The organism is Hymenobacter sp. BRD128, assembly GCF_013256625.1.
Classification (GTDB): Bacteria; Bacteroidota; Bacteroidia; order Cytophagales; family Hymenobacteraceae; genus Hymenobacter.
In genome coordinates, this window is the sequence record NZ_CP053908.1 from 2,147,114 (window position 1) to 2,173,272 (window position 26,159).

Annotated in this window: 21 protein-coding genes and 1 tRNA gene; 14 read left to right on the plus strand and 8 right to left on the minus strand. The window is 61.6% G+C overall.

The window, feature by feature from the left end; genetic code table 11:
* The first annotated feature begins 29 nt into the window (after positions 1 to 29).
* Positions 30 to 761, plus strand: coding sequence for a hypothetical protein (locus GKZ68_RS09490; RefSeq protein WP_173113720.1), 732 nt, complete (start codon positions 30 to 32; stop codon positions 759 to 761).
* Between the two features lie 94 nt (positions 762 to 855).
* Here GKZ68_RS09490 and GKZ68_RS09495 read toward each other — a convergent pair whose 3' ends face one another.
* Both GKZ68_RS09495 and GKZ68_RS09500 read right to left on the minus strand, forming a co-directional pair.
* Positions 856 to 1,503, minus strand: a complete 648-nt coding sequence (locus GKZ68_RS09495; RefSeq protein ID WP_173113722.1) for a YceI family protein — start codon at positions 1,501 to 1,503, stop codon at positions 856 to 858.
* 82 nt (positions 1,504 to 1,585) lie between these two features.
* Positions 1,586 to 2,041: a MarR family winged helix-turn-helix transcriptional regulator gene (locus GKZ68_RS09500; protein ID WP_173113725.1), complete on the minus strand. Its 456-nt coding sequence runs from the start codon at positions 2,039 to 2,041 to the stop codon at positions 1,586 to 1,588.
* Between the two features lie 142 nt (positions 2,042 to 2,183).
* Here GKZ68_RS09500 and GKZ68_RS09505 point away from each other — a divergent pair, with 142 nt between their 5' ends.
* Positions 2,184 to 2,753 (plus strand): DUF6799 domain-containing protein, encoded by a 570-nt coding sequence (locus GKZ68_RS09505; protein ID WP_173113728.1) that lies wholly within the window; start codon positions 2,184 to 2,186, stop codon positions 2,751 to 2,753.
* A 35-nt stretch (positions 2,754 to 2,788) separates the two neighbouring features.
* Here GKZ68_RS09505 and GKZ68_RS09510 read toward each other — a convergent pair whose 3' ends face one another.
* Complete coding sequence (locus GKZ68_RS09510) at positions 2,789 to 3,814, minus strand: dipeptide epimerase (RefSeq protein ID WP_173113731.1); 1,026 nt, start codon at positions 3,812 to 3,814, stop codon at positions 2,789 to 2,791.
* Positions 3,815 to 3,973: 159 nt separating this feature from the next.
* On the opposite strand from GKZ68_RS09510, the gene GKZ68_RS09515 reads away from it, so the two are divergent.
* The 5 genes from GKZ68_RS09515 (at position 3,974) to GKZ68_RS09535 (ending at position 12,868) form a co-directional block, all read left to right on the plus strand.
* The gene (locus GKZ68_RS09515) at positions 3,974 to 5,419 is read left to right on the plus strand and encodes a dicarboxylate/amino acid:cation symporter (protein ID WP_173113734.1); all 1,446 of its coding nucleotides are present in this window, start codon (positions 3,974 to 3,976) and stop codon (positions 5,417 to 5,419) included.
* A 204-nt stretch (positions 5,420 to 5,623) separates the two neighbouring features.
* The gene (locus GKZ68_RS09520) at positions 5,624 to 6,280 is read left to right on the plus strand and encodes a hypothetical protein (protein ID WP_173113737.1); all 657 of its coding nucleotides are present in this window, start codon (positions 5,624 to 5,626) and stop codon (positions 6,278 to 6,280) included.
* Between the two features lie 94 nt (positions 6,281 to 6,374).
* On the plus strand, positions 6,375 to 7,049 hold the full coding sequence (locus tag GKZ68_RS09525) for a hypothetical protein (RefSeq protein ID WP_173113740.1): 675 nt from the start codon (positions 6,375 to 6,377) through the stop codon (positions 7,047 to 7,049).
* 40 nt (positions 7,050 to 7,089) lie between these two features.
* Entirely contained in the window at positions 7,090 to 9,480 is a 2,391-nt protein-coding gene (locus tag GKZ68_RS09530; RefSeq protein ID WP_173113743.1) for a GAF domain-containing protein, read from the plus strand.
* Positions 9,481 to 10,045: 565 nt separating this feature from the next.
* Entirely contained in the window at positions 10,046 to 12,868 is a 2,823-nt protein-coding gene (locus tag GKZ68_RS09535) for a heparinase II/III family protein (protein ID WP_254244270.1), read from the plus strand.
* A gap of 18 nt (positions 12,869 to 12,886) precedes the next feature.
* Here the strand turns inward: GKZ68_RS09535 and GKZ68_RS09540 are convergent, their stop codons facing one another.
* Positions 12,887 to 13,621, minus strand: a complete 735-nt coding sequence (locus GKZ68_RS09540) for a phosphatase PAP2 family protein (RefSeq protein ID WP_173113748.1) — start codon at positions 13,619 to 13,621, stop codon at positions 12,887 to 12,889.
* A gap of 127 nt (positions 13,622 to 13,748) precedes the next feature.
* Positions 13,749 to 13,830: transfer RNA gene (locus GKZ68_RS09545), tRNA-Leu, on the minus strand.
* A 237-nt stretch (positions 13,831 to 14,067) separates the two neighbouring features.
* On the opposite strand from GKZ68_RS09545, the gene GKZ68_RS09550 reads away from it, so the two are divergent.
* Complete coding sequence (locus GKZ68_RS09550) at positions 14,068 to 14,742, plus strand: class I SAM-dependent methyltransferase (RefSeq protein ID WP_173113750.1); 675 nt, start codon at positions 14,068 to 14,070, stop codon at positions 14,740 to 14,742.
* 130 nt (positions 14,743 to 14,872) lie between these two features.
* The gene (locus GKZ68_RS09555) at positions 14,873 to 17,143 is read left to right on the plus strand and encodes a M61 family metallopeptidase (protein ID WP_173113753.1); all 2,271 of its coding nucleotides are present in this window, start codon (positions 14,873 to 14,875) and stop codon (positions 17,141 to 17,143) included.
* A gap of 82 nt (positions 17,144 to 17,225) precedes the next feature.
* Here GKZ68_RS09555 and GKZ68_RS09560 read toward each other — a convergent pair whose 3' ends face one another.
* Positions 17,226 to 17,960 (minus strand): Bax inhibitor-1/YccA family protein, encoded by a 735-nt coding sequence (locus tag GKZ68_RS09560; protein WP_173113756.1) that lies wholly within the window; start codon positions 17,958 to 17,960, stop codon positions 17,226 to 17,228.
* 120 nt (positions 17,961 to 18,080) lie between these two features.
* Between GKZ68_RS09560 and GKZ68_RS09565 the strand changes: the two genes are divergently transcribed.
* The 5 genes from GKZ68_RS09565 to GKZ68_RS09585 all read left to right on the plus strand — a co-directional run bounded on the left by GKZ68_RS09565 (position 18,081) and on the right by GKZ68_RS09585 (position 24,035).
* Positions 18,081 to 19,094, plus strand: a complete 1,014-nt coding sequence (locus tag GKZ68_RS09565) for an MBL fold metallo-hydrolase (RefSeq protein WP_173113759.1) — start codon at positions 18,081 to 18,083, stop codon at positions 19,092 to 19,094.
* A gap of 130 nt (positions 19,095 to 19,224) precedes the next feature.
* Positions 19,225 to 20,727, plus strand: a complete 1,503-nt coding sequence (locus tag GKZ68_RS09570; protein WP_173113762.1) for a sodium:solute symporter — start codon at positions 19,225 to 19,227, stop codon at positions 20,725 to 20,727.
* 171 nt (positions 20,728 to 20,898) lie between these two features.
* A complete protein-coding gene (locus GKZ68_RS09575) occupies positions 20,899 to 21,300 on the plus strand; it encodes an energy transducer TonB (RefSeq protein WP_173113765.1) in 402 nt (133 codons plus the stop codon).
* Between the two features lie 215 nt (positions 21,301 to 21,515).
* Entirely contained in the window at positions 21,516 to 23,360 is a 1,845-nt protein-coding gene (locus GKZ68_RS09580; protein WP_173113768.1) for an ABC transporter ATP-binding protein, read from the plus strand.
* A 156-nt stretch (positions 23,361 to 23,516) separates the two neighbouring features.
* On the plus strand, positions 23,517 to 24,035 hold the full coding sequence (locus GKZ68_RS09585) for a hypothetical protein (RefSeq protein WP_173113771.1): 519 nt from the start codon (positions 23,517 to 23,519) through the stop codon (positions 24,033 to 24,035).
* A 182-nt stretch (positions 24,036 to 24,217) separates the two neighbouring features.
* Here GKZ68_RS09585 and GKZ68_RS09590 read toward each other — a convergent pair whose 3' ends face one another.
* A complete protein-coding gene (locus GKZ68_RS09590; protein ID WP_173113774.1) occupies positions 24,218 to 24,478 on the minus strand; it encodes a Uma2 family endonuclease in 261 nt (86 codons plus the stop codon).
* 141 nt (positions 24,479 to 24,619) lie between these two features.
* On the minus strand, positions 24,620 to 26,128 hold the full coding sequence (locus GKZ68_RS09595) for a GH3 auxin-responsive promoter family protein (RefSeq protein WP_173113777.1): 1,509 nt from the start codon (positions 26,126 to 26,128) through the stop codon (positions 24,620 to 24,622).
* Positions 26,129 to 26,159 lie beyond the last annotated feature (31 nt).

Genomic DNA, 26,159 nt, shown 5'->3' on the forward strand with positions numbered 1-26,159 from the left:
GCCACTTTTCATCTTTATCCGTTTTCCATATGCAAAAAGTAGTTACTCGTTCGTTAGCCCTGGGCCTGATGGCTAGCACCTTACTAGGCAGCGGCTGCGCGGGGTCGTACACGCCCATCCGCCCTGACCGGATGGCAACCTTTCAGTCATCGCCAGCCAATGCGCCCTTGCAGCTCGGCTATCAATTTGATGCGCTGCGACTGCATGGCCACAATAAGAAGTACGCCAAGAAAGAGCAGAAGAAGGGCTACCACGTGGTGGCCGTGCAAGTCAAAAACACCACCGGCAGCGACGTTAATTTCTCGCGCGATGCCGTGCTGTACTACGGCGACCGCCCGGTAATACCCGTGGCCGCCGACCTGGCCGCCCACGACATGAAGCAGGGCGTGGCCATTTACCTGCTTTATGTGTTGCTCAACCCAACTTTCACGAAAACGACCACAACCAATGGATATGTTACTTCATCCGACGGCACTACCTTCTACATCGGCCCGTTCATCGCGGGTGGCAACATGCTAGGAGCCTCGCTGGCCAATAAAAACTTCCGCCGCGAGCTGGAGCAATACGACCTCACCAACCGCACTATTCACCCCGGCGAAACAGTGTATGGCCTGCTCTGCCTGCGCGAAGCTGCCGTAGCCCCGCTGCGCCTAGAGCTGCGCACCGTGGCGAGCACTCCTATGCCCAGCGCCCCGGCCCCGGCCGCCGCCCCGGCTCTGCCGCCCGCCAGCTCGCCGATACCGGGTGGCAACAACAACTAACTAGCGGTACGTAGCCTTGCGCTAGCCCCATTGACCAAAAAAAGGCCCCGCAGCGTGCGGGGCCTTTCTTATTTAAAGACTGGCTAGCCAGGCACTAGCCTTGCTTGGCTACTACGTTGAACGTCAGGTCGAACGTGTCGTAGATGGCTTTGTCGCCGATGCTGTCGAAGAAGGTTTTCGAGCCGTACTTCAGACCGAATTTGGTGCGGTCGATGGTCACTTTACCGGTGGCGGCGGCTACGCCGTTTTTCACGCCTACTTTGGCCGGAAAGCTGATTTGCTGCGTCACCCCCTTGATGGTCAGGTCGCCGGTGATGGTGGCGTTGTCGGCGTTGGCGGCAGCGCCGGCAATCGGCTTCACGCTGGTGATTTTGAACGTCGAAGTGGGGTATTTCTCCACGCCGAAGAAGTCATCGCTGCTCATGTGGCCCACAAACTTGGTGTGGTTGGCCGGGTCGGTGATGTCGGTGGCTTTCATCGACTTCATATCCACGGTTACGGTGCCGCCCACTATCTGGCTGCCGTTTACTTGCAGCTCGCCGCCCGTAAACTGCATGGTGCCCACGTGGCCGTGCGTCACGGCTTTGCCTTCCCAGCCCAGGGTGCTGAGCTGCGGCTGTACTTTGTAAGGTACTACCTTGGCGGTCTCACTGGCCGGCGCCGAGGGGGCCGTCAGGGCAAACGTGGCGGGGGCAGCGAGCAGGGCAGCGCCGAGCATAGCGGGCATTAAAATCTTTTTCATGACTTGGGGTAAAAGAAAAAAGGGTAGGTAGTAGTTACTAAAAAACGGCCGTCGTGCAGGCCGCTAGGCCGTTAGTCAATTTTCAGGCCCGAAGCTTATCGAGCAGGTTATTCAGTTGCCGAAGCTCCTCATCGCTCAGCGCCTCGGGGCCGTGCTGGCGAAAAGCAGTCAGGCCACTTTCGTCAATCTCGTGCAGCAGGGCTAGCCCCGCCTCGGTAATGCGAATGTCCACGGCGCGGCGGTTGGCCGGGCACACGGTGCGCGTCACGAGCTTTTTTTCCTCCAGCTTGTCCACGATGCGTGAGGCGTTACTGGTCTTATCCAGCATGCGGTCGATGAGCAAAGCCACGGTGGCCGGCTTGGGATGCTGGCCACGCAAGATGCGCAGCACATTAAATTGCGGCAGCGTAAGGCCATAGGGCCGGAAGGCGGCCGCCTGGCGCAGCGACAGCCAGCCCGACGTGAACAGAATATTCAGGTAAGCTTTTTGGCCTTCACTTTGGAAAGAGGGTTGCTTTATTTCGTCTTCGAGGCGCACAAGGTTTTGTATTTACAGCTGCAAATTTAATGTACATACATCAAATGTAGCAACATTGTTCCGTCTTTTTACCATTTTTTTTTTGCTGCGTAGAAGGCTCTACCCTTTAACCAAGCTTCACTCCTTCTCCTTCCAACACCTCATGCGCTTTTCTTCTTACCTCGCTGCCACCCTGCTAGGGGCCGCTTTATCGCTAACCACGCTCAGCAGCCGGGCGCAATCGGGCGGCACGCCCATTCGCCCTAACCGCAACGCGCAGTTTGTGTTTCGCAATGGGGAGGTGGTGCAGCGCCTGGGCACTCAAATAACGCCCCTGGCCCAGAATATCCGGCTGCCCAACGGCACGAAAATCAACGTCAAGAGTGGCATTGTGGAGTTTCCGGGCGGCAAGATTACCAGCCTGCACGAAAACGACTATATCAACGCCGAGGGCGGCATCGTATTCAGCACACCGCAGAGCGCGGCGGCCGCACGCGGCGATAACTCAGTGGATGCCAACGCCAAATACGACAAGTACGTGCAGGTAGGCACCGCGCCTACTACCATCACGGCCGACGCGCCCAACGAGCGCGAGCAACTACTGATGCAGAAGATAGAGCTGCTCAACCGCAAGGTGACACTCTTGCAGCAAACTCATCCCAACCCGCCCAGCACCGACGCCGTGGACCGGCAACTGCAAGACCTAGATGCGAAAATCAAAGCCATGAAATAGAGGCTAACGATGGCCTTTAGCGAACGGCAGCTGCCTTACCTAAGGCGGCTGCCGTTTTCGTTTTCCAGCAGCTCGCCGTTTTCTTCGCGCACCAGGTGGAAGGGCTCATCGCGCACCACCAGGATGCCATCAAGGTCGTGCACATCGGCCAGGGCGCTCACTTGCAGCGCCGACCAGATGCCGAGCGAGGTTTCGACCATGCAGCCCAGCATGGGCAGCAAGCCGTGGGCGCGCGTCTGGCGCAGCAGCTCGATACCGCGCTGGTAGCCACCGGCCTTCATCAGCTTCACGTTGACGCCGTGAAACTGCCGGGCTATCTCTTCAAAATCAGCCTCATCAGTTACCGACTCGTCAGCCAGCAGCGGCAGGCCCACGCGCGGGTAGAGGTAGCGGTAGTCGTCGGCGCAGGCGGCGGGCAGCGGCTGCTCGAGCAATTGCATGCGCAGGCCAGGCACGGCGGCGGCCTGCTCCAGAAAGCGCAGCAGGCTATCGGCATCGGGCCAAGCCTCGTTGCCATCCACGAGCAGCGCGCGATTGGGCACGGCGGCGGCCACGGCGCGCAGCAGGTCGAGGCCGCCGGCCTGGTCCACCTTCACTTTCAGCAGCCGAAAGCGCTCGGCGCGGTGCTCGGCAATGAAGCCCGCCACCTCGCCCGGCGCCATAATGGGCAGCGTAAATGCCGTGGCTACCCGGCGGCCGGGCGCCGGCACCCCTAGCCACTGCCACACCGGCTGCCCGGCGCGGGCGGCCAGGCAGTGCGTGAGGGCCGACTCGAGCGCGAAGCGCAGGGCGTGGGCCACGGGCCGGGCCGCTAGCAGCGCCGTGAGGTCGGGCAAGGTGTCGGCCTGCGCCAGGCCGTGGGCCAGCAGGTCCTCAAACTGGGCTTGCAGCAGGGCCGGCGACTCGCCGTAGCGCACGTTGGGGGCCGCCTCGCCCTGGCCGCTGGTGCCGGCCTGGGTGGCTTGCAGCACGAGGTTGGTTTTGGTAGTAGAGGCATTGCGGGAGATTTTCCACACGTAGTTCAGCGGCAGCTCGTGGGTAGTCAGGGTCCAGGTGGTCATAAGAAGCGGCGGGTAGCTAGCGACGGCAAAGGTGGCACTTGCGCGCGCACAAACCTGGAGTTGTGGTGGCTGGGCCGCCAGCAGCCCAGCCTGGCGGCCGGGTTTCGGCGCGGCGTGCCGTACTTTGATGCCTGTTTTCAGTTTGCTTTCATTTAGTGCATGAAGTTTTCCCGCTCGGCCGCGCTGGCCGGTTTGCTTATTTTATTAGCCGCCGCGCTCACGTATTGGGCGATTACTCAGGCACCACCCGTAGGGATGCCTGCGCGTAGCCAAGTGGGTCAAGGAGCTGATACCCTAGCCACGGCCGCCCGCTGGCTCGCCCTAGGGGCATTGGCCTGGGTCGTGGCCCCGCGCCGCTCGCTCACCGGCTGGATAGTGCTGGCTATGCTGGTCGGCATCGAGCTGGGCCACGATGCCCCGGCCGTGGCCCTGAACCTGAAAGTGCTGAGCGACGCCTTTTTGCGCCTCGTCAAAACGATTATCGCCCCGCTGGTATTTGCGACGCTAGTAGTGGGCATTGCGGGCCACGCCAACCTCAAGCAGGTAGGCCGCATGGGCCTTAAGGCGTTGGTTTACTTTGAGGTAGTGACTACCTTTGCGCTGTTTATCGGGCTAGCGGCCATCAACTTTACCAAGGCCGGCGTAGGCATCAAGCACACCGCCATTGCCGAGAAGGCCGACGCGCTGGCCGTGGCCGCGCCCCAGACGGTGGCCGACATCATCCTGCACATCTTCCCCGAAAACATTGCCAAGTCGGTAGCCGAGGGGCAGGTGCTGCAAGTGGTGGTGTTCGCCATCATTTTCGCTATCGGCCTGGCGCTCACGCCCGAAAAGCCCCGCCGCGTGATGCTGGCCTTCTGCGAAAGTCTGTCGGAGGTAATGTTCAAGTTCACCAACGTGGTCATGTACTTCGCGCCGCTAGGGGTAGGCGGGGCAATGGCCTACACCGTAGCCAAGCTGGGCTTCGGGCCGCTGCTCAACGCGTTTCAGCTGCTGCTCACGCTGTACGGCGCGCTCATCGGCTTTGTGCTGCTGGTGCTGCTGCCGGTGGCGCTGCTCATGCGCATTCCGCTGCGGCGCTTTGTGGCGGCGGTGGCCGAGCCGGTGAGCATTGCGTTTGCCACCACCAGCAGCGAGGCCGCCCTGCCCCGCGCCATGGAGGCGATGGAAAGCATCGGGGTGCCGCGCCGCATCGTGGCCTTCGTGATGCCCACGGGCTACTCGTTTAACCTCGATGGCACGACACTCTACCTGTCGCTGGCGGCGGTGTTTGTGGCGCAGGCGGCGGGCGTGCACCTGTCGTTTGGCGACCAGATGCTGCTCGTGTTCACGCTCATGCTCACCAGCAAAGGCGTGGCGGGCGTGCCCCGCGCCTCGCTCGTTATCCTGCTCGCTACCTTGCCGTCGTTTAATCTGCCGGCCTGGCCGGTGTTCATCATCCTGGGCATCGACGCGCTCATGGACATGGCCCGCACGGCCGTGAACGTGCTCGGCAACTGCCTGGCCTCGGCCGTGGTAGCGCGCTGGGAGGGCGAGTTTATCGACAACTACGAGGCGCCGACTGAGTTGCTAGCCCCCGAGCCGGCCGGGCCAGCCGGCCACTAGCCTACCTCCAAAGTAGTATTTTTTCGGACCAGCCAAACAAAAATGTCCCCTTGCTTTTTCCCTAGCGAAAGTCAGCAGCACGTGGCAGTAATTGGGTCCGACTCTTTAACTTAGCTCTCCGATTTACCTTTCCCATCGATTCCCTTTCCGATATCTAATAGCGTCTTGGCATAGTTCAACTGCCATTCTACGTCTGCTTCGCTTATGAAATTTTTTTCTCCCGCTAGCCGCGCACTTTGGCTGACAACTTTCGCGCTAGCTGGCCTTGGGGCCTGCAAGTCGGTGAAGGGCACCTTTTCGTCCGTACCCACGGCCACTATTTCCAAGCGCCTGCCTCCGCTGGAAATTACCGCCGACCCCGGCCCGCTGGCCATGAACGACGGCGCCCTGCCCGAAGACCCGCTGCGCATGTTCAAGGCCGAGATGCAGCGCAACGTGGTAGAGCCCACCGACACCGCCACGTTTGGCTACGCCCGCCTGGTAGTAACCAAAGTAAAAACCGTGCGCACCGGCCGCAGCCTGCAAGCTGCCCAGGTTATCACCTTCTTGATACCCAGCATTTTCGGGGCCCCGCTCGAATGGTACAAAACCGATATTCAAGCTGAGGTGCAGATGATGAACGCCAGCGGTGAGCTGCTGGGCACTTACACTGGCAAGGGCACCTCCAACGTGAAAGTAGCCATGTACAGCGGCTACTCGCAAACCGAGGCCCCGCGCCTGGCCGACGTGCTGGCCCTGAAAGAAGCCTTGGCCCAGATTCGGCCGCAGCTCGATACGGCCGCGACGCGCCTGCGCCCGCTCATGCTCACGGGCGGCTCGGTCAACAATCCCACGCTACCCGGCAGCAGCAGCAAACAGTAATTTTGAAGGGCGGCCCGGCCGCCCTGGTGTAGCCCGGCTTCGGCAAGGTGCCAGTTGGGGCACTGCCGGGGCCGGGTTTTGCGTTACCCTAGCCATGAATCTTTTTCTTCGCGGCGCGGCCTGCGCGCCTTTGCTAGCCCTGGTGGCCGGCTGCTGCGCCAACAGCCCTAATACCTGCGACGACCTGTACGCCGACTCGCTGTATTTTCAGTTCGATACCGGCCCCAACGGTTTCACCAAGGCCGAGCTGGATACGGTGTATTTGCAGCGCTACACGCCGGCCCGGGCTGCCATCCCGGCCAACGGCGCGACGCCCGCAGTGGCGGCCACCGCCGCCTCATATTCCGACCCCATTAACATCATCCGGGCCAAGCAGGGCGCTGGCCTCACCAGTGGCCTGCGGGCCCGGCTAAAAAAAGCCAGCCTTGGTGACAGCACCTTGGTTATCAGCAATAATTCTCCTTTTTCGCCGAGTGTTTCGGGGGGCAAGCTCACGGCCTACCGCTACCTGCTAACGGTGCAGAACAAGCCGGTGCGGCCCGGCCATACGTATCAGTTTGCCGTGGACTCCATTCAACTCAAAGGCCGCTACAATGCCGATGGCTGCACGACCTGTTACGAGAACACGTTCAAGTACTTTCAGATTAATTCTAAGAGTACCAATAAAGTAGCGCGCGACGTAACTGAGAAGAACGGAGAATCCATCACTGCTCAAGACGGCAGCTCCGTTGCTACCGTACTAAGCAAAAGCAATGCGGTAGTCAAGTAGGGCCAGCCCGCGTTTCGCTCACCGCTTTTTACCTTCTGCCATGCCTGCTTCTGCACCTGTTCTTTCGCCAGCCGCCGCCGAAGCCCTGGCCCCGCCGCCCGGTACCGAGCCAGCGCCGGTAGCTGCGGGACCGGCGGGCTTTCCGTTTGCCACGCGCCTAAGCCTGGAGCCGCTCATTGCCTACTGGCAGACCCGCGAGCAGGATGCCAACCCCGGCGTGGCGCACCTGGCCCGCGCCGTGATGGCGCAGGTGCAGAACATGCCCTGCGGCCGCGGCCCGCTCGATGATATTCAAACGCTTGCAGGCTGCACCGAAGCCGTTGATACGCTCATGACGGCCGTGTTTCCGCCGGCTACGCGGGCTACGGCCATCAGTGGGGCGGTGGCGCCGTTTCAGCGCCAGAGCTTTTACTATACGTCGCGCTTTGCGGAGGTACTGCTCAGCCGCGACCACATCATTAAGCAGCCGCTCAACGTGGACCTGGCCACGCTGGAAATGCAGCTGACGCGCATGGCCTACCTGCTCATCCTGGTGCGCGAATACGGGGCCGAAGTGCCTGAGCAGGGGGCATTTATCTTTACGGTGCCCGACTACCGCATCGGCCTCTATCGGCACTACGGGCTGAGCTTCGACGCGTCGTTTGTGCACGTGCTGGTGGTGGGCGACAAGCCCGTGCTTACGCCCGAGCAGGTGCAGGAGCTGGTGCGCAACCGCCACCGCCTCGACTTGTGGCGCACCCTGCTGCCGCCTGAACACTTTGTGTTTGAAGGCTTTCAGGTGCTGCAACTGGTAGATGTAACGACCCAGGAAATTCTTTCGGAGCTCAAGTACGACCTGCTGGAGCGCGACGTGCTGCAGGCCTCCGACCGCTTGGAGCAGATTCAGGAAAAGCTGCGGGTGCTGTTTGCCCGGCCGGCGCTGCAGCTGGGCATCGCGGCCTACGACGAGCGCAAGAAGGCCTTCGTGGACTTCGGCCGCAAAATCAACCACAGCTTTCTGACCAAGCAGCTCCAAAGCTCGCAGCTCGAAGCCGAATTTCGGCAGCTCTACAATCGCTTGCTGCGCGAGCGCCGCCCGCTGGTGCTCGAAGACGTGGCCACCGAGCCCGACATCCCGGAAGGCCTGCGCCAGCAGATTTTGCGCATGGGCATCAACTCGGCCATTCTGGCGCTGCTGCCCTACGGCCCCGACACGGTGGGCTTGCTCGAAATCGGCTCGCCCGAAGCCAATAGCCTGGATGAATTTGACCTAGAGCTGGTTAATCAGTTCGTGCCGCTGTTTGCGGTGGCCGTAAAGCGCAACGCCGAGGACCTGGAAACCCGCATTCAATCTATTATCAAGGAGAAGTTTACGGCCATCCACCCCACCATGGAGTGGCGCTTCAACGACGCCGCCCGGCGCCTGCTGGCCAAGCAGGAAGACGGCAACCGCACCGCCGAGATGGAGCCCATTGTGTTTGAGGACGTGTACCCGTTGCACGGCTCGTGCGACATCAGGGGCAGCAGCGTAGCCCGCAACGAGGCTGTGCAGGGCGACCTTATCGAGCACCTGACCCTAGCCAACCGGGTACTCAAAAAGGCGTCCGACTTTCAGCAGCTTCCCATCCTGGACGAGCTCAAGTTCTACGTTACCAAGAACCTGCGCCGGCTGCGCCAGGGTATTATCAGCGGCGACGAGGTGAGCATCTACGACTCGCTGCGCACCGAGGTAGAGCCGCTGTTTGAGTACCTGGCGCAGAATAACGTGGAGCTGCGCCCGACCATCGCGGCCTACTGGCAGCAGATAGACCCGCGCCTGGGCATTCTGTACCACCGCCGCCGCGACTTTGAGGAAAGCGTGACGCGCCTCAACGACACCATCAGCGACTACCTCGACGAGGAGGAGGAAAAGGCCCAGCAGATGTTTCCGCACTACTTCCAGCGGCTGAAAACCGACGGCGTGGAGCACAATATCTACGTGGGCGGCAGCCTGGTGCAGGACAAGCCTTTCGACCTGGTGTTTCTGAAGAATCTGCGCCTGTGGCAGCTGCTGGTGATGGTCGAAATCACGCGCCGCACCCACGCCATCAAGGCCGAGCTGCCGGTGCCGCTCGACACGACCCAGCTCATCCTCATTCACTCGCAGCCCCTGAGCATCCGCTTCCGGCAGGACGAGCGGCAATTCGACGTAGATGGCGCGTATAACATTCGCTACGAGATAATTAAAAAGCGCATCGACAAAGCCACGGTGCTTGGCACCGGCGAGCGCCTGACTCAACCCGGCCAGCTGGCCCTGGTGTATGCCCAGCCCCGCGAGGCTACCGAGTATATCGAATATATTGACTACCTGCAAGACCGTAACCTGCTGGTGCCTGGGGTAGAAGAGCTGGAGCTGGAAGAGCTGCAGGGCGTGAAAGGCCTGCTAGCCCTGCGCGTGACGGTGAAGCTGTAATTACCAGCGAATGTTATCCGGCTCGCATTATAAATTTATTAATCTAAAAGTACAATTTCAAAAACAAATTAATCTTATAGCATTCAATCCGCACTAACAGCTTTTAACAAGCATAAAACGGCTAATTACTTGTAATTTTTCAAGTAATCAGCCGTTTTATTTTTTATTCTTCTCAGCTCTTACTAGCTTCGCAATACAATTTATTCCTATCCTATTCTCGTCGTTTTATTTACTCGGTTTAATCAGCTAGCCTTATAGGTAAGCCTACCGGCGGCCCCAGTGGCCGCCGGCTTTAGGCGGCTGAACCCAATGTACAGAGTATGCCCGACTGCTTACGTTTTTTGCTGGCTTTAGAGGCTAGCCAGCAGCACGTTGCGAGCGGCTCCCGCGCCGCGCTCACCTTTACTACTTCCCTGGCCGTCGGATGAGAGGGCCTACCGTTTGGTGGTTGCTTTGCTGCTGGTTGGCGGCAGGTAGCCTGCGTGCGCAATCGGGGAGCTGGGCACCCACCGGGGCCGACCTGACTTACCCGCGTATTCTTTTAAAAGCCAGTAGTTTGGCACAGGTGCGAGAAAGCCTGGGCATCCCTGGCAACCAGGCGCTCTACGCGGGGCTGTATGCCGATGTGCAGGGCCGCCCAACCAGCGACAACACCTCTGCGAATGGGCGGCGGGCGCGGGCCGCTTTTGCCAAGAATGCGGCTTTTGTGGTGCTACTCGGCCAGCAGCCGACGGGCACGGCGCCAGCCCCGCTGGCCGCTGGCCAGCGGGCCAGCCTCTTGGCGACTACCCGGGCGCTGCTGGAGAGCAGCAATACCGACGTGGAGGTATTTGCGACCCGGATGGGCACCACGCCCTACACCGAGTGGCAGTGGCGCTCGAAAGAGCTGATTGACTACCTGATAGCCTACGACCTGCTGCGCGGCGCCGGCGAAACCCCAGCTTCGCTGGCCGCTAGCCAGGCGCGCTTGCAGGTGTTTGCCGGCAACCTGTACCGGCAGGCAACTACGCCGTTTATGGGTTTTACCTTCTTCGGCACCATCAAGAACAATCATACCCTGATGACCGCCGCGGCCCTGGGCATGGCGGCCGTAGTGCTGAGCGAGGCGAGCAGTTCCGACAACACCCAGCAGCCGGCCACCTGGGCCGGCGCGGGCCTCTACCACATCGACAACGTGCTGTGGCGCGATGCCCAGCGGCAGTCAGACTCGACCCAGGTAGCGGGCTACGCCGAGGGGCCGTATTACTGCAAATACGCGCTGCTCAACTGCCTGCCGTTTTTTCGGGCGCTGGGTAATTTTCTGCCCGATGCGCGCCAGACTTACACGTTCGGCACCAGCACGCGCTCGATTCAAAATCCCTACTTCGACCCCAAGTACGCGCGGCTCTACGACTGGCTCACGGCCATTATGCTGCCCGATGGCCGCCTGCCGGCGCTGGAAGATTCTTACGTGGATATGGCCATGCCCGAGCTGGCCCTCACCGGCCAGGCCCGGTACGTGCGACCGCTAGCCCTGAGTGGCCTCACGGGCAGCCCCATGAATTCGCTCACGGCCCAGCTTCGCGACGCTACCGTGGACATGCGCGCCGCCTACCTGGCGGCAGCCCTACCCCCGGCGCCGGCCAGCGGCCCGGCCCTCACGGTGCTGCCGGGCAGCGGCAACCTGGTGTTTCGGTCGGGCAGCGACTCGGCGGCTACTTACCTGCATCTCTACGGCCGGGGCGGGCTAGCCCAGGCCAATGCCGGCGGCCACAGCCAGGGCGATGCGGGCAGCTTTTTGCTATACGCCCACGGCCAGCTGCTGGCCCTCGACCCCGGCTACCTCAGCTACGCCCGCCGGGCCGAGGTGGGCCAGGCTACCAACCACAACCTCGTGCTGGTCGATGGCGCCGGGCCGGCCATCGGCACACCCGGCGCCGCCAGCCCGGCCCAAAGCACCCTTGGCTACGCGCTGCAAACGCCGCAGCTCACCTACGGCGAGGTGCAAACCGCCTATCAGGGGGCTAGCCTGGGGCGAAAAGCGCTGTTTGTGCGTAATGCGTATTTTCTGCTGGCCGACGATGTGCGGGCCGCCGCGCCGCACACCTACACCTGGCAGCTGCACGGCGCGGGCCTGGCAGGCGGTCCGGCCAGCACCGGCACCTTCGCCGATAGCCTGGCCCAGCACGAGGGTACCTGGCAGAAAAGCGGGGCTAGCCTGCTGGCCCACGTCACGGCCACGGGCGGCGCCCCGACCTACACCAGCGCCACCAACGTTCACGAAACCACCTATAACACCGCCGAAAACCACACCACCCTGCTCGTGCAGCAACGTGGCCGCGCCCAAACGCAGTTTCTTGCGGCGCTGTACCCGTATGCCACTGGCGCCCGCCGCCCCCGCTTTCGCACCACCAGCGGGGCGGCCACGGCGGCGCTGGCCGGCACCGGGGGCGCATATATCGATGTGGCTTTTGCCCAGGCCGATACGCTGCTGCAAGCCGATGCCAGCGGCCTGCTGCCGCAAGTGGTGCGCGCCGACGGCCAGCTAAACTTTTACTCGGCCGACAGCACCGGCCAGTTTGCCCAGCTTTTCATGGCGCAGGGCACCGCGCTCTACCTCGATACCACGGCGCTGGTGCGGGCCACGCGCCGCACCACGCTCAGCTGGCAGAAAAGCAGCCCCACCCGCTTCGAAGGCTCGGTGAGCGGCGCCACCAGCCTCGTGCTGGCCCTGGCGAGCGCGCCCGCCAGCGTGGCCGGCCCGGGCCTGGCCAGCAGCCGCTACGACGCGGCCCGGCAGCAGCTGCACCTCAGCTTTGGCCAGGCCACGGCTTTTGCGGTGCAGCTGGCCGCCCCGGCGCCTCTGCCCGTGGTGCTGACGGCTTTTACGGCCCGGCGCCGGGCGGGCGGCGCCGTGGCGCTAGCCTGGCAAACGGCCTCCGAGCAGGCTAGCCGGGGCTTTGCGGTGCAGCGGCAGCGCCAGCCGGGCGCGGCGTTCGAAACCCTGGGCTTCGTGCCCAGCCAGGGCCGGCCCCAGCAGCCGGCCAGCTACGCGTTTCAGGATAATGCGGCTCCCAGTGCGCTCACGTATTACCGCCTTCAGCAACTAGATGCGGATGGGGCGCAAACTTACTCGCCAATGGTAGCGGTAGCTGCCGCGCCGACCGCCGCCACGCTGCTTGCCTGGCCCCAGCCGGCGCAGCGCAGGCTATGGGTGCAGTTTGCTGACCCGCAGGCCGTTGTGAGCCTGCGCCTGCTCGATGCCACCGGCCGCGTAGTAAGCCAAACCCACTTCCAGCAGCAAACCGAGCTCGATGTGCGCGCGCTCGGGCCGGGCCTCTACTACCTGCAAGCGCAGGATGGGGCCGGCCAGCCCCTGGGCAGCCAAAAAGTATTGCTGGTGCCCTAGCTCCCTAGCCCGGCCGGGCTAGGGCTGCGCCGGCGGCTCGTCGGCCGCGCGCTGGTTTATCTTTTTTTCCTCCGTCCAGAACAGGCGCAGGCCTGTGCGCAGCAGCACCAGCCACGCCGTACCGCCCGCAAAGCCGGCCACCACATCGGTGGGGTAGTGCACGTGCAGATACATGCGCGAGCAGCCAATGAGCAGCGCCCACAGCACCAGCAAGCTGGCCCAGCCCCAGCGCCCGCCGTGCTGCACCGCCAGCCAGGCCAGGCAGCCGTAAAAGGCCATACTCATCATGGCGTGGCCGCTCGGAAAGCTAAGGCCGTACTGGTAGATGAAGGCCGTGGTGGGCCGGTCGCGGTGAAACCACACCTTCAGCAACTCGTTGAGGATGAACGAGCCGCCCATCGACAGCAGCAGCTCGATAGCGTAGCGGGTGTAGCCGCGCCGGTAGAGCACCAGCGGCACCAGCAGGCTAGCCGGCACAAAAAATAGGACCGAGCCGAAGAACGTGAGCCGGAAAACCCACGGCGTCAGCCACGGGTGGGCGGCCCGCAGGGCGTCCATCTGGGCAAAGCCCCAGTTGTCGAACACCTGCGAGTGCTCGCGAAAAACTACCCGCGTGAGGTAAAAAAACAACCCGAACGCCAGCAAAAACAGCGCCCCACCTACCAGCACCTCCGCCGTGAGCAACCCCGCTAGCCCGGCCGCGCGCGAAGACGAAGCAGCAGGAGAATCGGGCGGCGCGACGGGAGCAGGCATGGCGGGCAGAAAAGCAGAAAAGTACGTTGAACGGAATTTTCGCAGCATTGGCTACCCCCGCCCGCACCGTCCGCCGCAACAACAAAAAAGCCAGCCGTTTTCGGGCTGGCTTTTCGTACTTAAATCGTGCGCTCGGAGAGACTCGAACTCTCACACCTTGCGGAACTGCCGCCTGAAGACAGCGCGTCTACCAATTTCGCCACAAGCGCAAACGACGCCCAGCAGCGGGGCCACTCGGTCGGTGGTTGCTGTTGGTGGTGCAAAGATAGCGGGCACCGGCGGCTTCACGCAAGCGCACTGCCGCATTTTTGGCGGGGCTACTCCTAGCCAACGCCTCGAAAAATTGTTTTTCAGCTACTTGCGCCCGCATTTTTTTATTTAAAACGGCGCTTTTGGAGTACAATACGCCCGCTCTACTGCCTTTACCCCACTCTTTTTCGCTTTCAATGACTGTTTCCTCCCCTTCTGCCTCGCCTGCCAGCCCTGCCGGGGCTGACTTCGGACCCGTTGCCTGGTTTTATGATGCGCTGGCGGGGCTAGTATTTGGCGGGGCGCTGCGACGGGCGCAGCGGGCTACCCTGGCCGCCGGGCTACCGGCCGGCCCGGCACCGCGCGTGCTGGTGCTGGGCGGCGGCGCCGGCTGGGTGCTGGGCGAAATCTGGCGGCAGCGCCCCCAGGCCCAGGTGCTGTACCTGGAAGTATCGGCGGCTATGCTGGCCCGCACCCGCGCCCGGCTGCGCCGGCACCCGGCCCCGCCCGGCGCCACCGTGGAGCTGCGCCAGGGCACCGAGGCCAGCCTGCGGCCCGGCGAGCAGTTCGAGGTAATCGTTACTTTTTTTGTGCTCGACTGCTTTACCGAGGTAGCCCTGCCGGGTGCGCTAGCCCGGCTGCAGGCGGCCCGCTGCCCCGGCGCGCCGTGGCTGGTAACCGACTTTCGGCCGGCGCGGCGCGGCTGGCGGCATTGGCTACTGCGGGCGATGTACTGGTTTTTTGGCTTTACGGTGGGGCTGCGGGTGCAGCAGCTGCCTCCCTGGCCCACCGAGCTAGCCGCGCTGGGTCTAAATCCTAATTGGGTACAACTTTTTTTTGGTAACGCCATAACCGGGATAGTCCTAAAATAACCTGAAAATAAAAACCTATGAAATAGGTTGAAAAACCGCTCAGCAGTGCTTATTTCCTATTTACTTTGCATCGGCTAAAACTACGCTAGCCCCACTATCAATACAATTTAGTATTATTCAACTGGTTTTTATGAAAAAACTTCTGCGCACGAAAGGTTTGGCTGGCATGGCACTGGTTGGGCTGCCTGGCCTGGCGCTCGCCCAGGCTCCTGGCACTATGCTGCTGGCCAGCATTACGGTACCTACTACTGCTCGAAAACCAACCCCTAGCCTGCCTGTCAAACCCAAACCTACCATACCTACCAAGCTGGCCGCCGGCCCGGTAGCTAAGCCCCTGGCCCCGGCAGTCCAGCCTGCCGCGCGCCCGGTAGCCGCCCCAGCAGCTAAGCCAGTAGCCGCCTCAGCAGCCAAGCCAGCAGTGGCAGCGGCCACCAAGTCGGCTAAGCCGGCCGCTGCTCCGGCGGCTCGACCAGTGGCCGCGCCGCTACCTAAAACTGCTGCTGAGGCAGCTCCGCCAGCGGCTAGTGCCCAGCCAGCAGCAGTGCCGGCCGCTAAGCCGACGCCTAACGCGGCCCCCCGGCAGGTAGCCTCGGTAAAGGCCGATGGCCCGGCCGTGCGCTACGCGGTTTCATTTCCGAATGCCGTGCACCACGAGGTGCGCGTGGCAGCTACGTTTGCGGGCCTGCCCCCCGGCCAGAAGCTGGTAGTACGCATGGCGCGTTCGTCGCCGGGGCGCTACGCGCTGCACGATTTTGTGAAGAACGTGTACTACACCATCGCTACCGATGGCACGGGCAAACTATTGGCTATCAACCGGCCCGACCCCTACTCTTGGGAAATAGCGCCGGGCGCCGACGGCACGGTACAGTTTAACTATACCGTGTACGGCGACCGCTCGGACGGCACGTTTGCCGGCATCGACCAGCAGCACGCGCACCTGAATATGCCAGCCGTGTTCTGCTACGCGCAGGGCATGGAAACCCGGCCGGCCGAGGTGAAATTTGACTTGCCGGCCAACTGGAAGGTGGCCACCCAGCTACGGGCGGCCGGCGAGGATAAAACGACCTTTACGGCCCCTAACCTCCAGTATTTTATGGACAGCCCCACGGTGCTGGGGTCGTCGCAGTTTCTGCACACCTGGCAGGATGGCGGGCGCAACTTCGAGATGGCAACCTATTACCCCGGCACGGCCGGCGAGGTCGATGCCTTCGTGAAGAAAACCCAGAAAGTGGTGCGTGAGGCGGCCGGCGTGTACGGCGGCGAGTACCCGCAGTTTGATTTCGGCCGCTACACCTTCCTGGCCGACTACCTGCCCCAGGCCACCGGCGACGGCATGGAGCACCGCAACTCGACCTCGCTTACCTCGCCGCAGCCGCTGCGCGAGGAAGGCGCCCTGCACAACCTGGGCACCGTGGCGCACGAGTTTTTCCACTCCTACAACACCGAGCGCATCCGCTCGCAGGGCCTGGAGCCGTTTGATTTTCAGCGCACTAATATGAGCGACGCGCTCTGGTTCGGGGAGGGCTTTACGCAGTACTACGGCGAGCTGATTCTGCGCCGGGCGGGCTTCTACGATGATGAGCAGTTTTTTGAGCGCGTCAGCTCGTGGGTGAATGCGCGCCTCAACTCGCCCGGCGCCCGCTACGCCTCGCCCATCGAGATGAGCCGGCAGGCGGCTTTCACCGACGCGGCCGTGTCGCTCGACCCCACCAACCGCAGCAACACCTACCTCTCGTACTACATCCAGGGTGCGGGGCTAGCCCTGTGCCTCGACTTGCAGCTGCGCCAGCGCTACCACACCTCGCTCGACAAGTACATGCAGGCCATGTGGCTGGAGTTTGGCAAGCCCCAAACGGCGGCGCTAGCCCCCGCCAAATCCTTTACTGTGAAAGACTTGCAGCGCGTGCTGGGCACCGTAGCCAAGGATACGGCGTTTGCGGGCTCGTTCTTCCGCCGCTACATCTACGGGCATGAGGCGCCGCGCTTCAACGAAAACCTGGCCACGATGGGCCTGGCCGTGGTGCCGGTGAAGGCACTGGCCGCCGCCCTGCCCCGCCAGGTCGAGTTTGACGAGGAAGGCCGCTGCATCCTGAACCGCAATACCACCATCGGCTCGGGCCTCTACAAAGCCGGCATCGACCGGGGCGACCAGATTGTGACCCTCGACGGCGAGAAAATTGACAACATGGCTACCCTCGAAAGCATCATGCGCCGCCACACGCCCGCCGACCTCGTGCCGGTGAAGGTGCGCAACCGCGCCGGCATTGAGCGCAGCGTGCAGGTAGTGCTCACCGAAGATACCAACGTGCAGGTTCAGCCCATGGAAAGCGTGGAAAAAATGACCGCCACCGCCGCCCAGAAAGAGCAGCGCGCCGCCTGGCTAGCCAGCGCTGCCAAGTAAGCGGCCGCTAGCCCATTAAACAGCAAAAAGCCCCGGCCGAAGATTTCGGCCGGGGCTTTTGCGTTGTGCTGACTACCAGAGCCTAGCGGCGACGGCCGAAGAAGCGCAGTAAAAACAGGAACAGGTTGACGAAGTCCAGATACAGCATGAGCGCGCCCAGAATGGAGGCCTTGTCGTGCATCTCCTCGCCTTCCGTCACGCCCAGGAAGGCTAGCTGCTTGAGCTTCTGCGTGTCGTAGGCGGCCAGGGCCGTGAAGAGGATAACGCCGATGAAGGAAGCCACCAGGTTGAGCGTGGAGTTGTGCAGGAACATATTCACTACCAAGGCGATGAACAGGCCAATAATAGCCATGCTCAGCATCTTTCCCCAGCCCGACAAGTCGGATTTGGTGAAGTAGCCAAAGGCACTCATCACCCCAAACATGATGGCCGTGGTGAAAAAAGTCGAAGCAATCGAATCGGCCGTGTAGGCTAGGAATAGTACGCTCAGCGTGAGGCCGTTGAGCAGCGCGTAGCCAATAAAGGCGGCCTGCGCCTGGCCCCGGCTCCACTGAAAAACGCGGGCCGACAGAAAGCCGACCAGCACCAGCTCGGCAATAATAAGGCCGATGAATACGAAGCGCGTGCCGAAAACAAACTCCAGCACAGCCGGCGTGCCGGCGGCAAACAGCGCGACGCCGCCCGTGAGGGCCAGGCCGGCGGCCATCCAGCCGTAGACCTGGGCAAAGAACTGCGCCTGAATGCGGGCGGCCTCTTCGGCCGAAAGCTGGTGGGCGACGGACCGGTCGCGGTCGGGCAAAAATTGATTGTCGCTCATGAAAAAAGGTGGTAAAACGGGTGAATGGGATTGCGACGGCCAACTCACGAACTTTGGCCGCTGCTTCCGGTACTATAACAACTTTGCGGCCGATTTGTACCGTTTGTTTTGCCTGCCCTTATGTCTGCTTCCGTTCAGTATCGCCGCAATGAGGCGCTCCGTACCATTCGCCCCGGCTACGTAGGCAACAAGCTCATTGGCAATGAGTTTTGCAATGGCGAAGCGCTCTTCGAGCCTTCCTTCGGCACAGCGCTACGCTGGCAGCTCACGGCCAATCCGCAGAAGGAAGAGAAGAAAAAGGACACCTGGGCGCCCGCCGTGGTGCCCTGCGCCGAGGCTTTTTTCTCGACCGAGGACATGCTGGTGTGGCTGGGGCACGCGTGTTTCCTGCTGCGCATCAGAGGCGTGAGCCTGCTGTTTGACCCGGTGCTGTTTTCGTCGCTGGGGCTGCGGCACCGCCACGCGCTGCCCTGCCGGCCCGAAGACGTGCGCAACCTCGACTACCTGCTGCTCTCGCACGGCCACCGCGACCACCTGGATGAAAAGTCCGTCAAGCAGCTGGCTAGCCAGAACCCGCAGTTGAAGGTACTCTCGTCGCTGGGCATGGCTAGCCTGCTGCGCGGCATGGCCCCCAACCTGCCGGTGCAGGAAGCCGGCTGGTGGCAGCAGTACGACCTAGGCCCCGAGGCGCCTTTTGAAATCTACTACCTGCCGGCTAGCCACTGGCATCGGCGTGGCCTCACCGACCTCAATAAAGTATTGTGGGGCAGTTTTTTAATTAAAACCGACGACCGCCTCATCTACTTCGCGGGCGATACGAGCTACGGCGACCACTTCGAGCAGATTGAGCAAACGTTTGGCCCCTTGGACATTGTACTCATGCCCATCGGCGCCTACAAGCCGCCGTTTATGATGCACTTGAGCCACGTGAACCCCCACGAGGCCGCCAAGGCAGCCAACGTGCTGCGCGCCGGCCACGTGGTGCCCATGCACTACGGCACCTTCGACCTGAGCGACGAGCCCGCTTCCGAGCCGCTGCGCCTGCTCACTGAAGTAGCGGCCGGCGGGCTGCTGCGCGGCGCGCTGCACGCGCCCGCCGTGGGCGAAATCATGCGCTGGCCAGCCTGGGAATAGTCCGTTTGTCGGGCTCATCTGACGCCCGCCTGCAAAGCAGCTTTTCAAGTTCGCACGACTCCTTCAGGCGCGGCAAGCTGCTTGCTGCGGGCCGCCAGATGGGCATGGCGGGGCCGTACCTTTGCCGCCTATGTCGCCGACCCTTATTTTAAGTCTGATTGCAGGCTACTTCGCCGTACTGATTCTCATTGCGGTACTCACTTCGCGCAAGGCCACGAGCGAGAGCTTCTTCATCGCTAACCGCAACGCGCCGTGGTACATGGTGGCCTTCGCCATGATTGGCACCTCGCTTTCGGGCGTCACGTTTATCTCGGTGCCGGGCAACGTGCAGGGCAAAAGCTGGAGCTACCTGGCCGTAGCGCTGGGCTTCGTGGCGGGCTACCTGGTTATTGGTACGGTGCTGCTGCCGCTCTACTACCGCTTGCAGTTGGTCAGCATTTATTCCTATCTGGAGCAGCGGTTTGGCTACTGGAGCTACAAAACGGGCGCGCTGTTTTTCCTGATTTCGCGCTCGCTAGGGTCGGCCCTGCGGCTCTACCTGGTGGCGGGCGTGCTGCAGCTGGCCGTGTTCGATGCTATGGGCGTACCTTTTTCTATTACGGTCGTAGTCAGTATCTTATTTATCTATCTCTACACCTTTAAGGGCGGGCTCAAGACCATTCTCTGGACCGATACCTTCCAGACCCTAGCCATGCTGAGCTGCGTGGCGCTGAGCATCTACTTCATGTCGGATGCGCTGAACTACTCCTTCAAGCAGCTCATCTCGACGGTGCGCACCAGCCCGATGTCGCAGGTGTATTTCGACAATTTTCGCGACGATAAATTCTTCTGGAAGCAATTCGCCTCCGGCATGTTCATTACCATCGTAATGACGGGCCTCGACCAGGACTTAATGCAAAAAAACCTGAGCTGCCGCAGCCTCGGCGAGGCCCAGAAAAACCTGTTTTGGTTTACGCCGGTCATCGTGAGCGTCAATGTGCTGTTTCTTACGCTCGGGGTGCTGCTCTACAAATACGCCGCCGCCAGGGGCCTCGACCTGGCCCATATGCCGCAGCTGCTCACTGCCAAGGGCACGCTCGATACCGACAAGGTTTTTCCGTATCTGGCCACCACGCAGTTTTCGCTGGCGGCGGGCATCATCTTCATTCTGGGCATTATCGCCGTCACCTATGCCTCGGCCGACTCGGCGCTCACGGCACTTACCACTTCGTTTTGCGTTGATTTTCTGAATATTAAGCAGTACCCCGAGGCCCGGCAAACGCGGCTGCGGCAAGCTACGCACCTAGGCTGGTCGGTGGTGCTGATTATCATCATCCTCATCTTCCGCGCCCTCAACGAGCAGAGCCTGATTGATGCCGTGTACAAGGCGGCCGGCTTCACCTACGGGCCGCTGCTGGGGCTGTTTGCGTTTGGCATTTTCACCACGCGGCAGCTGCGCGATGGGCTGGTGCTGCCCACCTGCGTGGCCGGCGTGGCCCTCACGCTGCTCATCGTGACGCACTCGGTGGAATGGCTGAACGGCTACAAATTCGGCTTCGAAATTCTGCTACTTAATGGCGCGCTCATCTACCTGGGGCTGCTGCTGATTTCGCGGCCCGCCGACCGAACCGAAGCCGTCCCACAGTTGTCCTAATACGTGGCGCGGCCAGTGGGTATCTTTACTAATCGCTAGGCTTTTTCTGCGTCGTTTTTTACGTTCTATGCGCGCTTACTTCTTCGCTATTCTCCTGGCTGCCCCCTGGCGGCGCTGGCCCAAGTCAAGCCGGCTCCGACCAAAGCGCCCATCGTGCTCACGCCCGGCAATATGCAATTGCAAGCCGGCGGCGGCGCCGAAAACCGGCCCGACCACCCACCCGCCTTCCCCGGCGGGGAAGAGGCAATGGGCGAGTTTTTCAGCCAGAACGTGCAAATTCCGGTGAAAGCCAAGCAGGCCCGCGTGACCGGCGACGTAGTGATAGCGGCTACTATCGGCACCGATGGCAAGCTCCTTAACCCCAAAGTAGCCAAGGGCCTCTCGCCCGAATGCAACGCCGAGGCGCTGCGCGTGGTGCAGGCTATGCCGGCCTGGCAGCCCGCCACCCGGCGCGGCGTGCCGGTGCCCGTGCTGGTGCAGGTGCCCGTACCCTTCGACAACGCGGGCGTGACGCAATTCGAAATCAACCGCAAAGTACCCCGCTCGGCCAAGGACGCGCCGGGCCTAAATTAAATTTTAGCCCTGCTTGGTAAATAGCTTCCCAGAACGGTCATGCTGAACGCAGTGAAGCATCTCGCGTGAATCGTTGAACGAAGCGGGCGAGATGCTTTACTGCGTTCAGCATGACCGTTCATTTATGAATTTTTAAGCGAACAGCTCAAAGCAATTAGCGTGAGTTCGCGTCTACTAAAATAAGTAGGCCGGCCCCTAGCCGGCCCCGTTGAATTATGGCCCGTAGTGGATTGAATACCAGCGGCGGCGACGCTACCGCCGACCTACCCAAACCGAAAGTAAACAAGGAATCACTGAAGCGCAGCCTACGCATTTTCAAGTTTGTGCTGCCCTACCGGGCCAAGTTTATCGTGGGTCTGCTGATGCTGGTGCTGAGCAGCAGCACGTTTATGGCTTTTCCGTGGGTGGCTGGCAAGCTCGTCGATGCCGCTAACCACAAGCCGGTGCTGCTGCCCGGCGGCCTCTCGCTCGACATCAATCGGATTGCGCTGCTGCTGTTCGTCGTCATTGTGTGCCAGGGATTTTTCTCATTTGGACGCATCTGGTTTTTCACGCAGGTGAGCGAGTTTACGGTGCGCGACATCCGGCAGGCACTCTACGCCAAGTTTGTGCAGCTGCCCATCCCGTTTTTCGAGCAAAACCGCGTGGGCGCTATCACCTCGCGCATTACCAGCGACGTGGCTCAGATTCAGGACACGTTTTCGCTCACGCTGGCCGAGCTATTCCGGCAGGTGTTTACGCTGCTGGGCGGTATCACCTTTATTATGCTGGTGTCGGTGAAATTATCGTTGTTTATGCTGGTTACCTTCCCGCCCATCGTGCTGGCGGCGGGGCTTTTCGGGCGCAAAATCCGCACCCTAGCCAAGACCACGCAGCAGGAGCTAGCCCACACCAATACCATCGTGGAGGAAACCTTGCAGGCCATCAACTCGGTGAAGGCGTTTACGAACGAGCAGTTTGAAACCCGACGCTATACCGTATCGCTGGGCAAGGTGGTGCGGGCCGCACTGCAAAGCAACCTGTACCGGGGCGGCTTCGTGTCATTCGTGATTATCGGCCTGTTTGGCGGCATCATTCTGGTGCTGTGGCGCGGCGCTACGCTGGTGTACACGGCCGGCCCTGGCCACCTCGAAATCGGACAATTGGTGTCGTTTATCATCTATACGGCCTTCATCGGGGCTTCCGTAGCCGGCCTGGGCGAGCTCTACGGCAAGGTGCAGAGCACGCTGGGGGCTAGCGAGCGCATTCTCGAAATTCTGGACGAAACGCCCGAGCCGACCCTGCGTGAGCCGGCCACCGGCCTCGTACCCGCCCAGATACGAGGCGACATTCGCTACGAGCACGTGGCGTTCCGCTACCCTACCCGGCCCGATGTACCGGTGCTGCAAGACATTGATTTTCACATCGCGGCGGGCGAGAAAATTGCGCTCGTCGGCCCCAGCGGCGCGGGCAAAAGTACCATTGCGGGCCTGCTGATGCAGTTCTACCCGCTCAGCGGCGGCCGCATCCTGGTCGATGGCCACGACGTGCAGGACTACGACCTCACCAGCCTGCGCCGCCACATTGGCATTGTGCCGCAGGAAACGCTGCTTTTCGGCGGCACCATTCGCGAAAATATTGCCTACGGCAAGCCCAACGCTAGCGACCAGGAAATTATCGAAGCCGCCCGCCGCGCCAATGCCTGGCAGTTTATCAGCGCCTTCCCCGAGGCGCTCGATACGGTGGTGGGCGACCGGGGCATCAAGCTCTCGGGCGGGCAGCGCCAGCGCGTGGCCATTGCCCGCGCCATCCTCAAAAATCCGGCGGTCCTCATCCTCGACGAGGCCACCTCGTCGCTCGACAGCGAGAGCGAAAAGCTCGTGCAAGGTGCCCTTGACGAGTTGATGCAGAACCGTACCAGCCTCATCATCGCCCACCGCCTCAGCACCATCCGCAAGGTGGACAAAATCCTGGTTATCGACGGCGGCCGCATCGTGGAAGCCGGCACCCACGAGGAATTAAGCGACCGGGCGGGCGGGCTGTATGCCAATTTACTGCGCTTGCAGTTTGAGTTGGCCTAAGTAACGGTGTGGATTTTTTTTGCGGTCGGCATCAAGTGATTATACTTCACTTGACCATTGGCAATGAAACGCACAATCCGGCATCGGCTGCCATGCTTGGGGCGGCCCGAAGTGGCCCCGTTCGCGGGGCTATTTTTGGTTATATGCTATTTTTTTATGCTTGCTGGCACCCTGAAGGAGCCAGCTAAAGGGCTGGTTGCACTGGAAGAAACGCCGTACATAACGGGCTACGCATGCCTATTTGCACCAGAACATAATTACATTTACATTTCTTTGACTACCAGCGGATATTTTTCGTTTTCAGTTTCCGAGCCTGCCCTGCAACAGGCCGTTTTGGAGCAGGTCAGCAAAAAATTTGGTGTGCATTTTCCAGCTGCGCTGCAATCGAAGGCCTTTGTAGCAGTCAGGCCTGAATTGTTGCCCAGCCTATCAGCTACCTCTCCGTCAGTGCCTACCCGTCAGCAAATCAATACTAGCGTTACGCTTACGCAAGCCCAACTACTGGACTGCATCGAGGCTGCCCGGGCACTTTCACCAAGACTAACCCACATGCCATCAGCAGTTTATTTGTCTATTAATACCCAAACTAAGGCTTCGCTGGTGATGCGATTGGTTAAGCAACTTCAGCACCGTAAACTTAACCAACTATATCTGCTGACACATCGCTACTCCTAAGCACGCGCTAGCATACGCCCACGCATTAGTGCCCGATGCACTCCACCCGCCACGAAAAAGCTGCCGAACCAGGCATAGTTATGCACCTCCAGTAGCCAGGGCCATACGGCAGCTTTGTTGCGCACGCCAATGGCAGCTAAAAAACCGGGCACGCAGGGCAAAATACCTGGCTAGCCGGTGCCCTACTGCGCTTCCTCAAAAATACCGAGCCAGTCGGGCGCGTCCAGGCAGCCGCGCTTGTCGCTTTTGGCCCGGTCGCAGCTAGCGCTGATGTCGGGCTGCACCACGGTAGTTATCTGGGCGTCGCCGTTGCCGGTACCGCGCAGCGGGCGCACATCGAAAGGCACCGAAAAGACCCGGCAGGGCTGCCGACGCAGGCAGTTCCAGCTAACGCCGTGGAAGTTAGACGCAAGTTGCTGGTGCGCCGAAGTGGGCGCCGGCATCTTGCGAAGAATCCTGCCCTTGATAAACGCCACGTATTCCGTGAAGCGTTAGCACAGGTAGTCGGCGAAGGTATAGCGCTGGCTAGGGTCGAGCTGCGAAATATCGGTGATTGGCGGCGTGATGCTGAAATATACGGCTGACTACCTGACGCTCGTGAGGAACTGACGCAGCCCATCGGCCAGCTTTCTATCGTTGCCCAGGCGCGGCACCTTATTCTGCCCGCCCAGCTTGCCCACGCTTTTCATGTAGCGCTGAAACGCGCCGGCCGGCAGCGGCGTGAGCTGCAATGGCACCAGGATACTGCCCTGGCGCAGGTCGTCGTAATAGGTATTGCGGTGGCGTAGCGCCGTATCGAGCGCGGCGGCGAAGCTAGCGGCATCGCGTGGCGGCTGGGCAAACTCGACCAGCCACTCGTGGCGCGAGGGCTGGCCAGGGTCGCCGCTCACCAAGGGCGCCACGGTAAATTCGGTGACTTCGGTTTCGGGATGCTGGCGCACGGCTTCACGCAGAGCGGCTTCCACTTCTTCGCCGATAACGTGCTCGCCGAAAGCCGAGAGAAAATGCTTGATGCGCCCCGTGACCACCACCCGGTGCGGGTACAAATCGACAAAGCGCACGGTATCGCCGAGCGAGTAGGCCCAGAGGCCGGCATTGGAAGTCAGCACGACGGCGTATTGCTGCCCCAGCTCTACCTCGGCGATGGTGAGGCGGGGCGGATTTGCCTCAAAAAACCGCTCGGCAGGCACAAACTCGAAGAAGATGCCGCTGGCCAGCCGCAGCAGCAGGCCGGGGTTGCCGGGCTGGTCCTGAAAGGCCAAAAAGCCCTCGGAGGCCGGAAACAGCTCGATGCTATCGACCGGCCGGCCGATGCTTTCGAGCAGGCGGGCGCGGTAGGGCTCCATGCTCACGCCGCCCGATACGAAGAGGTCGAAGTTCGGAAACACCTCTCCCACCGGCCGGCCGGTGCGGGCCGTGAGGCGGTCGAAATACATCTGCACCCAGGGTGGAATGCCGGAAATGAGCGTCATGGGCTGCCCCAGCGTTTCGCGCACAATGGCATCGAGCTTGGCTTCCCAGTCCTCGATACAGTTGGTGGCATAGCTAGGCAGCTGGTTACGACGCAGATAGGCCGGCACGTGGTGGTTGACGATGCCCGAGAGCCGGCCCGTCGGGATGCCGCCCACGCGCTCCAGCTCGGGCGAGCCGGACAGGAAAATCAGCTTGCCATCAAGAAAGCGCGCGCGGCCAGTGGCGGCCACGTAGTGCAGCAGCGCGTCCTTGGCCCCGTTGATGTGGTTGCCGATGCTGGCCCGCGTAATCGGAATGTACTTGGCGCCGCTAGTGGTACCGCTGGTTTTGGCCAGGTACAGCGGCCGGCCGGGCCAGAGAATAGCAGGCGCACCGGCTTTTACGCGGTCGAAATAGGACTTGAGGGCCTCGTAGTCGCGGATGGGCACGCGGGCCGCAAAGTCGGCGGGCGTTTGGATGACCCCGAAGTCGTGCGCCTGGCCAAAGGCCGTGCCGGCCGCCGTGCGCGTCAGCGTGCGCAGCAGGGCTAGCTGCGTGGCAACGGGCTGGCGCTGCCACTGCCGGTAGCGGTGCACGGTATAGGCCGCCAGGGGGCGGCTTAAGGCGGCTTTTATTCCCATAGAAGCGTAAAAATCGGGCTTATGCAGCAAA